The organism is Dinoroseobacter sp. S76, from assembly GCF_049801095.1.
Taxonomy (GTDB): Bacteria; Pseudomonadota; Alphaproteobacteria; order Rhodobacterales; family Rhodobacteraceae; genus Dinoroseobacter.
This window is the reverse complement of record NZ_JBNAGH010000001.1, coordinates 1,052,795-1,066,005: the sequence shown is the minus strand read 5'-3', so window position 1 is coordinate 1,066,005 and position 13,211 is coordinate 1,052,795. Positions and strand designations below refer to the sequence as shown.

Below are 13,211 nucleotides of genomic sequence, written 5' to 3'. Positions count from 1 at the left end.
TTCCATCGCCGCCTGACCGGGAAACGGTTTGGCGGCGTTGTTCATTAAGACGCCTTTGATACGGCCCCGAGGAACGAGATATGGCATCAGCAGCAGAGCAAATGGCCGCCAATATGAGCTGGAGCGCCTTGGGAAAGGCGACCGAGCTCAGACAGCGGATCTTCTTCACCCTGGGTCTTTTGATCGTTTACCGGCTGGGAACCTATATCCCGGTGCCGGGGATCGACGGCGCGCAGCTGCGCGAGTTCATGGATCAGGCTGCGGCTGGTCTGGGGGGCGTTCTGAACATGTTCACCGGCGGCGCGATTTCCCGGATGGGGATCTTCGCGCTGGGGATCATGCCCTATATCTCGGCCTCGATCATCGTGCAGCTCCTGACGGCCATGGTGCCGCAGCTTGAGCAGCTGAAGAAAGAGGGCGAGCAGGGCCGCAAGAAGATCAACCAATACACCCGTTATGGCACGGTGTTCCTGGCCACGTTCCAGGCTTACGGGCTGGCGGTGAGCCTTGAATCCGGCGGGCTTGTCACCGATCCGGGCTGGTATTTCCGCGCGGCCTGCGTGATCACCCTTGTGGGCGGCACCATGTTCCTGATGTGGCTGGGCGAGCAGATCACCCAGCGCGGCATCGGCAACGGTATCTCGCTGATCATCTTCGTGGGCATCATCGCCGAACTTCCCGCCGCTCTGGCGCAGTTCTTTGCCTCGGGCCGCTCCGGCGCGCTCTCCACCCCGGTGATCCTGGGCGTGGTCGCCATGCTGCTCGGCACGCTGGTCTTCGTGGTCTTCATGGAGCGGGCGCTTCGCAAGATCCACATCCAGTATCCGCGCCGTCAGGTGGGCATGAAGATGTATGATGGCGGGTCCTCGCACCTGCCGGTCAAGATCAACCCTGCAGGCGTGATCCCGGCGATCTTCGCCAGCTCGCTCCTGCTGCTGCCGACGACGATCAGCACCTTCTCGGGCGGCCAGACGGGTCCGATCATGTCGACGATCCTCGCCTATTTCGGGCCGGGTCAGCCGCTCTACCTGCTGTTCTTCGCGGGCATGATCATCTTCTTCACGTATTTCTATACGGCCAATGTGTCCTTCAAGACCGAGGACGTGGCGGACAATCTGAAGAACCAGAACGGCTTCATTCCCGGCATCCGCCCGGGCAAGAAGACCGAAGAATATCTCGACTATGTGGTGAGCCGCATCCTTGTGGTGGGCTCCGGCTATCTGGCGCTGGTCTGTCTCATTCCCGAGATGGTGCGCACGGAATTGGCCATCACCGCGTATTTCGGCGGCACCTCGATCCTGATTATCGTGTCGGTGGGGATGGACACTGTCCAACAAATCCAGTCCCATCTGCTGGCGCACCAATACGAAGGGCTTATTGAAAAGTCCCAGCTGCGCGGCAAAAAACGCGGCAAAGGGAAGAGGAGCCCCGCACGTCGATGAACATTATTCTGCTTGGGCCTCCGGGGGCCGGTAAAGGAACGCAAGCCGCGCGGCTTGTGAGCGAGCGCGGCATGGTCCAGCTCTCCACGGGTGACATGCTGCGGGAGGCGCGGGCCTCCGGCACGGAGATGGGCCAGAAGGTCGCCGCGATCATGGATTCCGGTGGGCTTGTCACCGATGAGATCGTGATCGGCCTGATCGAAGAGAAGCTGGAGTCCTCCGAGGGGAACGGGTTTATCTTTGACGGCTTCCCGCGCACGCTGGGCCAGGCGGATGCTCTGGGCGCGCTGCTGGAGAAGACGGGGCAGAGCCTCGATTGCGTTATCGAGCTGGCCGTGAATGACGATGTTCTGGTGGACCGGATCGTCAACCGCGCCAAGGAAGCCGCCGCCGCAGGGCAGCCTGTGCGGGCCGATGACAATGAGGAAAGCCTCAAGAAACGGCTCATCGAATACTACAAAAAGACCTCGCCGCTGATCGGGTATTATCACGCCCACAAGGCCCTGCGGGCCGTGGATGGCCTGGCCGAGATCGAGACGGTTGCAGGCGAGATCAAGAAAACTCTTGACAGCATTTGAATTGGGTTGACCTCCGGTCTGAACGGGCCTAGGTCAACGCATCCCGGGATGGGCGATTCCTCGCCCGCAAGTCCCGGTCCGGGCCCGTGGAGCCTCCACGGGCTTTTGGTTGTGAAAAAAGGTTCTGGAACCACGGAACCGCAACGAAAAGGAAAGACGATTTGGCACGTATCGCTGGCGTGAACCTGCCCACGGGCAAGCGCGCACCCATCGCCCTCACCTATATCACCGGGATCGGCCCCAGCTCCGCGAAAGCGATCTGCGAAGCGGTCGGTATCGACGAGACCCGCCGTCTCAACGAGCTCTCCGATGGTGAGATCCTCGCGATCCGCGAGCATATCGACGCAAACTACACCGTCGAAGGTGACCTGCGTCGCGAGACCCAGATGAACATCAAGCGTCTGATGGACCTGGGCTGCTACCGCGGTCTGCGTCATCGCCGCAATCTGCCCGTGCGCGGTCAGCGCACCCACACCAACGCTCGCACCCGCAAAGGCCCCGCGAAGGCCATTGCCGGCAAGAAGAAGTAAGGGGAGGGCGCAGATATGGCACGTGACAAGCAGCGCACCAAGCGCAAGGAACGCAAGAACATCGCCGCAGGCGTGGCGCATGTGAACAGCTCGTTCAACAACACCAAGATCCTCATCTCCGATGTGCAGGGCAACGCGATTTCGTGGTCCTCCGCAGGGACGATGGGCTTCAAGGGCTCGCGTAAGTCCACCCCCTACGCCGCCCAGATGGCCGCCGAAGACGCGGGCAAGAAAGCACAGGAACATGGCGTGAAGACGCTCGAGGTTCAGGTGCAGGGTCCCGGTTCCGGCCGTGAGAGCGCGCTGCGTGCTCTGGCCGCTGTCGGGTTCAACATCACGGCGATCCGTGACGTGACCCCGATTGCCCATAATGGCTGCCGTCCGCCGAAGCGCCGCCGCGTCTGAGGCACAGACTATCTACCCGAGGGCCACGGCATGACCCGTGGCCCTTGGTGTCATTTTTACCTCGGGCGTCTCTGGCAACGGATCACCGCTGGAGACAGGCATGGAGGCGACACCTATGATCCATAAGAACTGGCAAGAACTGATCAAACCGACCCAGCTTGAGGTCAAGCCGGGCAATGAGCCCGCACGGCAGGCCACGGTCGTGGCAGAGCCGCTCGAGCGCGGGTTTGGCCTGACGCTGGGCAACGCCCTGCGCCGGGTTCTGATGTCCTCGCTGCAAGGCGCGGCCATCACCAGCGTGCAGATCGACAACGTCCTGCATGAGTTTTCCAGCGTCGCAGGCGTGCGCGAGGATGTCACGGATATCGTGCTCAACCTCAAGCAGGTCTCCCTGCGCATGGAAGTCGAAGGGCCCAAGCGCGTCTCGATCTCGGCCAAGGGGCCGCGGGTTGTGACCGCAGGCGACATCTCCGAGAGCGCGGGCATCGAGGTTCTGAACCGCGAGCACGTGATCTGCCACCTGGATGACGGCGCAGACCTCTTCATGGAGCTGATCGTGAACACCGGCAAAGGCTATGTCTCGGCGGACAAGAACCGTCCGGAGGATGCGCCGATCGGCCTGATCCCGATCGATGCGATCTACTCGCCGGTCAAGAAGGTCTCCTATGACGTGCAGCCGACCCGTGAGGGCCAGGTGCTCGACTATGACAAGCTGACCCTCAAGCTCGAAACAGATGGTTCCGTCAGCCCGGACGACGCTGTGGCCTATGCCGCGCGGATCCTGCAGGACCAGCTGTCGGTATTCGTGAATTTCGACGAGCCCGAAGCGGCGCGCAGCCAGACCGAAGAAGACGATCTGGAATTCAACCCGCTCCTGCTCAAGAAGGTCGACGAGCTCGAGCTGTCGGTGCGCTCTGCGAACTGCCTGAAGAACGACAACATCGTCTATATCGGGGATCTGATTCAGAAAACCGAAGCCGAGATGCTGCGCACGCCGAATTTCGGCCGCAAGTCGCTCAACGAAATCAAGGAGGTGCTCTCGGGCATGGGCCTGCATCTGGGGATGGATATCCTCGACTGGCCGCCTGAGAACATCGAGGATCTGGCGAAGAAATTCGAAGATCAATTCTGATCGGATCGGCGGGGAGACCCGCCGGCCCACCCCCGGGCATCCCGCCCCAAGGAGAGCGGCTGACACGCATCGGCTGCCGGACAAAGCAAAACAAAGTTACGGAGTAAGAAAATGCGTCACGCGAGAGGCTATCGTCGCCTGAACCGCACCCATGAGCACCGCAAGGCCCTGTTCGCCAACATGGCCGGGTCGCTCATCGAACATGAACAGATCAAGACGACTTTGCCAAAAGCAAAGGAACTGCGCCCGATCGTTGAAAAACTGGTCACCCTGGCCAAGCGTGGTGACCTCCATGCGCGCCGTCAGGCCGCCGCTCAACTCAAGCAGGACGCCTATGTGGCCAAGCTGTTTGACGTGCTGGGACCGCGCTATGCCGAGCGTCAGGGCGGCTATATCCGCATCATGAAAGCGGGCTTCCGTTATGGCGACATGGCACCGATGGCAATCATCGAGTTTGTCGACCGCGATGTGGATGCAAAAGGCGCGGCGGATAAAGCACGCGTCGAGGCGGAAGAAGACGCCCTTTAATTCAGCCAAAATGGCTTAAAGATGTAAAAAACCCCGCCTGAGGCGGGGTTTTTTGTGACGTGTGGTCAGGTCCGTTAATTCGGTTCCGAAACCTTGGCTTTTCGTTGCAAACGTTCGGCTTCAATACGATCCGAAATGTCATCGATGAGGGCCTCGAGACAGGTGTCATCCACAGGCGAACCGCCCATAAACTCAAGCAAATCTTCCCGGGCGGCATCAGGCAATGCCATGACGCGCGCAAACAGGCCCGGACTTATTTTTGCGGGCATTCGATACCTCGTTACAACCTTCGGTAGAATAGTTTTGAAGCTTGACGTGGATTCTCGCAACTTGTCTAAAAAGACATGTCCACGAAACTCGGCATCGATCTGGAATTACATCAACTGGGGCTTCTTTCCCCGGCAGGCTACTATATTGGCCTTCATATCCGGTTCGCGGCTCCGCTTATGGACTACCAGACCTATCCACAGGAATGGAAAGACCGCTACACCGAGCAGGCCTATGCCCTGCGCGACCCCCTACTCGCATGGGGCTTCGGGATGACCGGGGCTACGCGGTGGAGCGAGATCGGAATACCCGATCCGTTTGGCATTCTCGAAGATGCCGCTCGGTTCGGACTGAACTACGGTGTCGCCGTCTCTTGCGGCGAGATCAAATCGCGGACCATTGCCGGAGCTGCCCGGCCGGATCGCGAATTCACGGATGACGAGATCTCGGCCATCCAAGCCATCGTCCTGCGGCTTCACGACACCACGACGCCGCCGGACAGCCTGACCAAGGCACAGATCGAAGCGCTCGGCCATATTGCGGCCGGCGACCGTCACACGGCAGCTGCTGCCAAGCTGGGTATTTCTGAGAGTGCGTTGAAGGCTCGCCTGACTGCGGCGAGACAGAAGCTGATGGCACGTACCACAGCCGAAGCCATTCAGCGGGCAAAGGATTACCGGTTGCTCTGACGGGCGTCGTTTCGGTCGACTGACTACCGACCCACCACAAACTGGAGACTGACCCATGCAAACCACCACGCTTTCGTTCGAAAATCTGCACAACCATGGCGAGTTATTTGCGAATCTATTTCGCGCAAGACGACAGTCGTTCATCGTTCAGAACAAATGGGACCTGCCGGAGGCCATGGGAATGGAGTATGATCAATACGACACCCCCGCGAGCCGCTGGGTGGCCGTCCACGAATTCGGCGAGGTCTATGCCGGCATCCGTCTGACGCCCACCACGGCGCGCTGCGGGATCTATACCTATATGATCCGGGATGCCCAGATGGGCCTTTTGGATTCGATCCCCCAGGACCTGCTCTATGGTCCGGCTCCGGTCGATGAGAGCGTCTGGGAATCCAGCCGCGTCTTCGTTTCGCACACCACGCCGCAGAAGATCCGGCGCCGGGTCCATGCCTATCTGATCGGCGAGATGACCAAGGCTGCGCGGGACAATGGCGCCTCCAAGGTGATCGGGCTGGTCCCGGCCGTCTGGACCCGCTTTGCGGATCGTCTGGGCCTCGATATCGAGCCCGCCGGCCGCGTTATGGAGATCGACGGCATCGACAACCAATGCGTTTCGATCGACCTGACCCGCAAGCTGCACTAAGCCGCGCGATGCTTGTGTAAGACCCCCGGAGGGCGCATATGCTGGGATCATGCTGCCATGTGTCTGCTCCCCGCGCCCTCCGACCCTGCGACCGCCCTGCGCTCTTGCGCGTCGGGCTTTGCGGAGGCGCTGACATGGCCGATCTCTTTGATACAGAGGATGCGGAGGAGACCGCGCCGCGCCCGCTTGCGGACCGGCTGCGTCCGGCAAAGCTGTCTGAGGTGATTGGGCAGGACCACCTGCTCGGACCCGACGGCCCCTTGGGCACGATGCTCGCCTCGGGAGGGCTTGGCTCGGTGATCTTCTGGGGCCCGCCCGGTGTGGGCAAGACCACCATCGCCCGGCTTCTGGCCCATGAGACGGAGCTCGAGTTTGTACAGATCAGCGCAATCTTCACCGGTGTGCCGGAGCTGCGCAAAGTCTTTGACGCCGCGCGTCTGCGCCGCCGCTCGGGGCAGGGCACTCTGCTCTTCGTGGATGAGATCCACCGCTTCAACAAGGCGCAGCAGGACGGCTTCCTGCCCCATATGGAGGACGGCACGATCCTTCTGGTGGGCGCGACCACCGAGAACCCGTCCTTTGAGCTGAACGCCGCTGTGCTCAGCCGTTCGCAGGTGCTCGTCTTGCACCGGCTCGATCTTGCGGCTCTGGAGAAGCTCGCCGCCCGGGCCGAGAGCCTGCTGGGCGCGACCCTGCCGCTGGATCCGGGCGGGCGTGCCGCGCTGCTTGAGATGGCCGATGGGGATGGGCGCGCGCTCTTGAACTTGGTCGAGCAGATTGCCCGCTGGACTCCCGAGGCACCGCTGGATGCCAAGGCGCTGGGGCAGCGGCTCAGCCAGCGCGCCGCGCAATATGACAAGTCCGGGGACGGGCATTACAACCTGATCTCGGCGCTGCATAAATCCGTGCGAGGCTCGGACCCGGAGGCGGCGCTCTACTGGCTGGCGCGCATGCTGACCGCGGGGGAGGACCCGCGATTCCTCATGCGGCGGATCACGCGGATGAGTGTCGAGGATATCGGCCTCGCTGATCCGCAAGCCCAGCGGCTCTGTCTCGACGCGTGGCAGACTTATGAGCGGCTGGGCAGTCCCGAGGGCGAGCTGGCGATCGCCCAGGCGGTGCTTTATCTCGCGCTCGCGCCGAAATCGAACGCCTCCTACAAGGCCTATAAGGCGGCCATGAAGCTCGCGAAATCCAGCGGCTCGGCCCCACCGCCCAAACATATCCTCAACGCGCCCACGGCCCTGATGAAGGCCGAAGGCTACGGTGTGGATTATGCCTATGACCACGACGCCGAAGACGGGTTCTCGGGCCAGAACTACTTCCCTGACAAGATGGAGCGGCCTGCGATCTTTGCGCCCGTGGAGCGTGGGTTTGAGCGGGATCTGGCCAAGCGCATGGCCTATTTCAACAAGCTCCGCGCCAAGAGGCAGAGTTGACATCCGCCGCCACAGCGCGGACAGAACGCCCATGATGACAACGCTTGCACAGGTCGCCCTCGGGGGCGCGGTCGGGGCCAGCTGCCGCTGGTTGCTCGGGGTGTGGATCCTGCGGATGACAGGGCCCACCGCGATCCCCGTGGCTGTGATGACCGCCAATATCGTCGGTTCCTTCATCATGGGCGTCTTTGTGGTGCTCGCGGCCCACCGGGGCCTGACCCATCTGTCGCCTCTGGTGATGACCGGTCTGCTCGGTGGGTTCACAACCTTCTCGGCCTTCTCGCTGGAGACGGTCACCCTGATCGAGCGCGGCCAGATGGGCCATGCAGCGATCTATGTGCTGGCGTCCGTTTGCCTCTCGGTAGGCGGTCTTTTTGCAGGGCTGAGCTTGGCCCGGGCGGTGCTGACATGAGCGGTGTGCAAACTCTGGTGGTGGAGCCTGATGAGGGCGATCAGCGGCTCGATCGCTGGCTGCGGCGGCGCTTTCCCCATGTGGGTCAGGGCCGGATCGAGAAGATGTGCCGCAAGGGGGAGCTGCGCGTGGATGGCGGGCGGGTGAAGCCCGCCACGCGGGTCCACACCGGCCAGTCCGTGCGCATCCCGCCCCTGCCGGAGCCCGGCGAGATTACCGCGCGCCCGGCGCGGCCCCGGATCTCCGAGGCCGATGTGGAGATGCTGCAAAAGGCGGTTCTCTATCGCGATGACCACATCCTTGCGCTGAACAAGCCCGCTGGCCTGCCGGTGCAGGGCGGCTCGGGGCAGGACCGGCATCTGGATGGCATGTCCGACGCGTTGCGCTTCGGGTTCGAGGATCCGCCGCGCCTTGTTCACCGGCTCGACAAGGACACGTCCGGGGTGCTGCTCATGGCGCGGACCCGGCGGAGCGCTGCGGCCCTGACGGCGGCCTTCCGGGCGCGGGAGACGCGCAAGATCTATTGGGCGGCGGTGGCCGGGGTGCCCCATCCGCAGATGGGCACGATCCGCTACGCGCTTGTGAAAGCCCCGGGCCATGGCCGCCATGGCGAGGGGGAGAAGATGCTCTGCATCGATCCGCGCCAGATGGCCGCCCATCCGGAGGCCAAGCGCGCCACGACCGACTACGCGGTGCTCTCGGCGCTGGGGCGGCGGGTGTCCTGGTGCGCGCTGGTGCCCGTGACCGGGCGGACCCATCAGCTCCGGGCGCATATGGCGGAGCTTGGGCATCCGATCATCGGGGATGGCAAATATGGCGGCTCCGGACAGGAAAACCTCGGCGATGGCTGGGGCGCGCAGCTGGGCGGTGAGATGTCGAAGAAGCTCCACCTCCATGCGCGGCACCTGAGCCTGACGCACCCGGTCACCGGCGCGCGCCTGTCCCTGACCGCGCCGCTCTCGCCCCATATGACCCGCACGTGGGAGGCTCTGGGCTGGGATCCCCGCGACGTGCCCGTGGACCCGTTCGAGGAGCTTGAATGAGCCTGCGACTGGTCGTGTTCGACGTGGACGGGACGCTGGTGGACAGCCAGGGCCAGATCCATCAGGCGATGGAGGATGCCTTTGCGGCTCTCGGCCTGACCGCGCCGGACCGGGCGGCGGTGCGCGGGATCATCGGTCTGTCCCTGCCGCAGGCCATGGCGGTGCTGGCGCCCGACGCCTCCGAGGACACGCAGGCGCGCCTCGTGGCGGCCTATAAGGAGGCCTATTTCACCCGCCGCACCCAAGGCGGGGCGGAGGCCGCCTCCCCCCTTTATCCCGGGGCGCGCATGGCACTGGAGGCTCTGGCGAAAGACGAGGAGGTCCTGCTCGCCGTGGCCACGGGCAAGTCCCGGCGCGGGCTGGAACATCTGCTCGAGGCCCATGATTTGCGACGCTTCTTCATCTCGACCCAGGTGGCGGATGATCATCCCTCGAAGCCGCATCCTTCGATGCTCTGGCAGGTTCTCTCCGAGACCGGGGTGGCGGCTGACGCGGGCGTCATGCTGGGCGATACGAGTTTTGATATGGAAATGGGGCGCGCGGCAGGCCTGTCGTCCCTGGGCGTCAGCTGGGGCTACCACCCGGCGCAGGCCCTGCGCGACCATGGCGCGGTGGAGGTGCTGCCGGATTTCGGCGCCCTTATGCCCGCGCTCAACACGATCTGGAGAATGTCATGAGCAATTGGGCTCCGAAACGGTTCTGGACCGCCGCCGAAGTGGTGGCCTGTGGCGCAGGCTATGAGGTGCAGCTCGATGGGCGCAGCGTGAAGACGCCGCTCAAGACCCGGCTTGTCGTGCCAACCGCGGCTTTTGCCGAGAAGATCGCCGCGGAATGGCAGGCTCAGGAAGAGCTGATCGATCCCAAGACCATGCCTTTCACCCGCGCGGCCAATGCGGCGCTGGACAAGGTGACGGTTCAGCGGGCCGAGGTCGCGGATATGCTGGCCGCCTATGGGGGCACCGATCTGCTCTGCTACCGCGCGACGGATCCCGAGGGGTTGCGGGCCCGGCAGGCGGCGGCCTGGGATCCGCTGCTCGATTGGACCGCTGAGACCTATGGCGCGCGGTTGCAGGTGACCGCCGGGATCGTTCCCGTCGATCAGAACGCCGCCGATCTCGCCAAGCTTGCGGAGGCCGTGCACAGTTATGAGCCCTTCGCTCTGACCGGGCTCCATGACTTGATCGCGATCTCTGGCTCGCTGGTGCTGGGCCTTGCTGTGGCGCGCGGGCGGCTGACACCCGAAGAGGGGTTCGATCTCTCCCGAATCGATGAGAATTGGCAGATCGAACAATGGGGTGAAGACGAAGAAGAGGCGGAGCTTGTTTCTCTAAAGCGAACAGACTACCTGCGCGCCAAAGAAATTTTCGACTTGTCGCAACGTCAACCGGACGCCTGACCGGGCGCCGCCCTGGGCAAGGCGCGCAACGCGCATCGTTTCCAAGCCTTTAGAGGTCGTAAACCCGACCAAAAAGCGCTGTTTTTCCGCATATTTGTCCGTAGGATGCGGCTCTTTTGAGTGCAGCCGCGTATTTTCTGGGCATTTCCCCATCGCAGAAACGCCCTAGCATAGGGCGCATGGGAATGTTCTCGCCCACTCTTGACGTTATTTTGGGTACATGCCCAATTTATGGCGCTGGTGGGAGGGGTGCTCCCTCTCGAAACGTTAAGATCGGCCGCAAAGGGCCGAATGCGTCGCAACTGTGCGGCGCTCCATCAGGATGAGGAAAAAATGAAAAAAACCGTACTCTTTAGCGCTTTGGCTGTCGCGGGTCTCGCGGCCAGCGGCGCTGCTGCGGATACGCTCGAAGAGGTCAAGGCACGCGGAGCCGTCAATTGCGGCATCAGCACCGGCCTCGTGGGCTTTGCATCGCAGGACGCGAATGGCGACTGGCAGGGCTTTGACGTGGCTGTGTGCCGCGCTGTTGCCGCCGCTGTCTTCGGCGATCCGGCTGCCGTGAACTTCAACCCGGTCACCAACCAGGTGCGCTTTGAGGTTCTGAACTCCGGTGAGATCGACATGCTGGCCCGGAACACCACATGGACCTTCTCCCGTGACGTCGACCTGAAGCTCGAGTTCAGCGGCATCAACTACTATGACGGTCAGGGCTTCATGGTGCCCAAGGAGCTGGGCGTCTCCTCGGCGACCGAGCTCGACGGTGCGACCGTCTGCATCCAGAAGGGCACCACGACCGAGCTGAACCTCGCGGACTTCTTCCGTGCCAACAACATCTCCTTCGAGCCGGTGCCGATCTCGACTGCCTCCGAAGCGCAGCAGCAGTATCTCGCAGGCGCCTGTGACGTCTACACCACGGACGCCTCCGGTCTGGCCGCGACCCGCGCCGCCTTCGAGAACCCGGGCGATCACGTGGTTCTGCCCGAGATCATCTCCAAAGAGCCGCTCGGCCCGCTCGTGCGTCACGGCGACAATGAGTGGGGCGACATCGTGCGCTGGTCGCTCAACGCTCTGATCGCTGCCGAAGAGCTCGGCGTGACCTCCGCCAATGTGGCTGAACTGGCCGCAGGCACCGACAACCCCGAGATCAACCGTCTGCTGGGCACCGAGGGCAACCTGGGCGAGCAGCTCGGCCTCTCCGCCGACTGGGCGAAGAACGTGATCATGGCCGGTGGCAACTACGGCGAGATCTTCGAGACCCATATCGGTGAGAACACGCCGATCGGTCTGGCCCGCGGGCTGAACGCTCAGTGGACCGAAGGCGGCCTGCTCTACGCACCGCCCTTCCGGTAAACACTCGCAAAGATCGGGCGCAGGATTTCCTGCGCCCTTTTTCTTTTAGGCAATCAAAACAGCAAGGCAGCGCGCGAACCTGTGCGCAAAACAGAACCTTGCGACACTCCAGGGGCCTCAGATGACGACTTATAGCGATCCGCCACCCTCCAGCGGACCACCTGGCCAGTCTTTCCAACTGGGCATGTTGCTCAATGACACGCGCTACCGCGGCTACACCTTTCAGTTTATCGCGACCTGCGCGCTGGTGCTTGGCATCGGCTGGTTGGTCAGCAACGCGATCCAGAACCTCGCGGCTTTGGGCCAAGACATCAATTTCGACTTCCTCGGTCAGGCTGCAAGCTATGAGATCGACCAGAAGCTGATCCCCTATACCTCGACCGACACCCATATGCGGGCGGCCTTTGTGGGCCTGTTCAACACGCTGCTGGTGGCTTTCCTCGGCTGTATCACCGCGACCGTCCTCGGGGTGGTGGTGGGTGTTCTGCGCCTGTCGCAGAACTGGCTCGTGGCCAAGGTGATGTCCTTCTATGTGGAGATCTTCCGCAACATCCCGGTTCTGATCTGGATCGTCATCGTTTCCGCCGTGATGAGCCAGGCCCTGCCGCAACCGCGGGATTTCCGGGGCGAGGACGCCGAAGCCGCGATGATCCTGTGGGACAGCGTCGCCTTCACCAACCGGGGTGTCTATGTGCCCGCGCCGGTCTGGAACCCGGGCTCGGGCATTGTCGTTGCAACGTTCCTCTTGTCGATCATCGGCGTGTTTGTCTTCCGGCGCTATGCGCGCAACCTGCTCTTCAGCACCGGTAAGCTGCTGCCCACGGGCCGCATCTCGCTGGCGATCCTGATCGTTCCGTCCCTGCTGATGTTTTTCATCATGGGCCGTCCTATCGGTCTCGATTACCCGGAGCTCGGCGGTTTCAACTTCCGAGGCGGCATCAATGTCAAAGGCACGCTGATCGCCCTGTGGTTCGGGCTCGCGCTCTATACCGGGGCCTTCATCGCCGAGAACGTGCGGGCAGGGATCCTCGCGGTCTCGAAGGGCCAGACAGAGGCCGCAGCCGCGCTGGGTATGCGCCCGGGCCGGATCATGAACCTGATCGTGCTGCCGCAGGCGCTGCGGGTGATCATCCCGCCGCTGATCTCGCAATATCTCAACCTGACCAAGAACTCGTCGCTCGCGGCGGCCATTGGCTACATGGATCTGACCGGAACCCTCGGGGGCGTGACCCTGAACCAGACCGGGCGGTCTTTTGAATGCGTGCTGTTGCTCATGCTGTTCTATTTGCTGATCTCTCTGAGCATTTCGGCGCTGATGAACGTCTACAACAATGCCGTGAAGCTGAAGGAGCGTTGA

Annotated in this window: 16 protein-coding genes; 15 read left to right on the top strand and 1 reads right to left on the bottom strand. The window is 62.7% G+C overall.

Annotated features, from left to right (window positions below; translation table 11 throughout):
- The first annotated feature begins 80 nt into the window (after positions 1–80).
- From secY to rplQ, 6 genes are all read left to right on the top strand, one after another.
- Entirely contained in the window at positions 81–1,442 is a 1,362-nt protein-coding gene (gene secY, locus ACP153_RS05250; RefSeq protein ID WP_424969904.1) for a preprotein translocase subunit SecY, read from the top strand.
- Positions 1,439–2,020, top strand: a complete 582-nt coding sequence (locus tag ACP153_RS05245) for an adenylate kinase (protein WP_424969903.1) — start codon at positions 1,439–1,441, stop codon at positions 2,018–2,020. Before secY ends, ACP153_RS05245 begins: the two co-directional genes overlap by 4 nt.
- 161 nt (positions 2,021–2,181) lie before the next feature.
- Positions 2,182–2,550, top strand: coding sequence for a 30S ribosomal protein S13 (gene rpsM / locus ACP153_RS05240; RefSeq protein WP_424969902.1), 369 nt, complete (start codon positions 2,182–2,184; stop codon positions 2,548–2,550).
- A 15-nt stretch (positions 2,551–2,565) separates the two neighbouring features.
- Positions 2,566–2,955: a 30S ribosomal protein S11 gene (gene rpsK, locus ACP153_RS05235; RefSeq protein WP_424969901.1), complete on the top strand. Its 390-nt coding sequence runs from the start codon at positions 2,566–2,568 to the stop codon at positions 2,953–2,955.
- Between the two features lie 115 nt (positions 2,956–3,070).
- Positions 3,071–4,087 carry a DNA-directed RNA polymerase subunit alpha gene (locus ACP153_RS05230; RefSeq protein WP_424970020.1) on the top strand — a complete coding sequence of 339 codons (1,017 nt, stop codon included), beginning with the start codon at positions 3,071–3,073 and terminating at the stop codon, positions 4,085–4,087.
- 111 nt (positions 4,088–4,198) lie between these two features.
- Positions 4,199–4,615 carry a 50S ribosomal protein L17 gene (gene rplQ / locus ACP153_RS05225; protein ID WP_424969900.1) on the top strand — a complete coding sequence of 139 codons (417 nt, stop codon included), beginning with the start codon at positions 4,199–4,201 and terminating at the stop codon, positions 4,613–4,615.
- A gap of 74 nt (positions 4,616–4,689) precedes the next feature.
- On the opposite strand, the gene ACP153_RS05220 is transcribed toward rplQ, so the two are convergent.
- A complete protein-coding gene (locus tag ACP153_RS05220) occupies positions 4,690–4,884 on the bottom strand; it encodes a hypothetical protein (RefSeq protein ID WP_424969899.1) in 195 nt (64 codons plus the stop codon).
- A 75-nt stretch (positions 4,885–4,959) separates the two neighbouring features.
- On the opposite strand from ACP153_RS05220, the gene ACP153_RS05215 reads away from it, so the two are divergent.
- The 9 genes from ACP153_RS05215 (at position 4,960) to ACP153_RS05175 (ending at position 13,211) form a co-directional block, all read left to right on the top strand.
- Positions 4,960–5,571, top strand: a complete 612-nt coding sequence (locus tag ACP153_RS05215) for an autoinducer binding domain-containing protein (RefSeq protein ID WP_424969898.1) — start codon at positions 4,960–4,962, stop codon at positions 5,569–5,571.
- Between the two features lie 55 nt (positions 5,572–5,626).
- On the top strand, positions 5,627–6,214 hold the full coding sequence (locus ACP153_RS05210) for an acyl-homoserine-lactone synthase (RefSeq protein WP_424969897.1): 588 nt from the start codon (positions 5,627–5,629) through the stop codon (positions 6,212–6,214).
- Between the two features lie 134 nt (positions 6,215–6,348).
- Positions 6,349–7,653 (top strand): replication-associated recombination protein A, encoded by a 1,305-nt coding sequence (locus tag ACP153_RS05205; protein WP_424969896.1) that lies wholly within the window; start codon positions 6,349–6,351, stop codon positions 7,651–7,653.
- A 31-nt stretch (positions 7,654–7,684) separates the two neighbouring features.
- Positions 7,685–8,065: a fluoride efflux transporter CrcB gene (crcB, locus tag ACP153_RS05200; RefSeq protein ID WP_424969895.1), complete on the top strand. Its 381-nt coding sequence runs from the start codon at positions 7,685–7,687 to the stop codon at positions 8,063–8,065.
- A complete protein-coding gene (locus tag ACP153_RS05195) occupies positions 8,062–9,108 on the top strand; it encodes an RluA family pseudouridine synthase (RefSeq protein WP_424969894.1) in 1,047 nt (348 codons plus the stop codon). Before crcB ends, ACP153_RS05195 begins: the two co-directional genes overlap by 4 nt.
- Positions 9,105–9,785: an HAD-IA family hydrolase gene (locus tag ACP153_RS05190; protein ID WP_424969893.1), complete on the top strand. Its 681-nt coding sequence runs from the start codon at positions 9,105–9,107 to the stop codon at positions 9,783–9,785. Before ACP153_RS05195 ends, ACP153_RS05190 begins: the two co-directional genes overlap by 4 nt.
- Positions 9,782–10,504, top strand: coding sequence for an ATP12 family chaperone protein (locus ACP153_RS05185; RefSeq protein WP_424969892.1), 723 nt, complete (start codon positions 9,782–9,784; stop codon positions 10,502–10,504). Before ACP153_RS05190 ends, ACP153_RS05185 begins: the two co-directional genes overlap by 4 nt.
- 333 nt (positions 10,505–10,837) lie before the next feature.
- Positions 10,838–11,854, top strand: coding sequence for an amino acid ABC transporter substrate-binding protein (locus ACP153_RS05180; RefSeq protein WP_424969891.1), 1,017 nt, complete (start codon positions 10,838–10,840; stop codon positions 11,852–11,854).
- 121 nt (positions 11,855–11,975) lie between these two features.
- Positions 11,976–13,211 (top strand): amino acid ABC transporter permease, encoded by a 1,236-nt coding sequence (locus ACP153_RS05175; RefSeq protein ID WP_424969890.1) that lies wholly within the window; start codon positions 11,976–11,978, stop codon positions 13,209–13,211.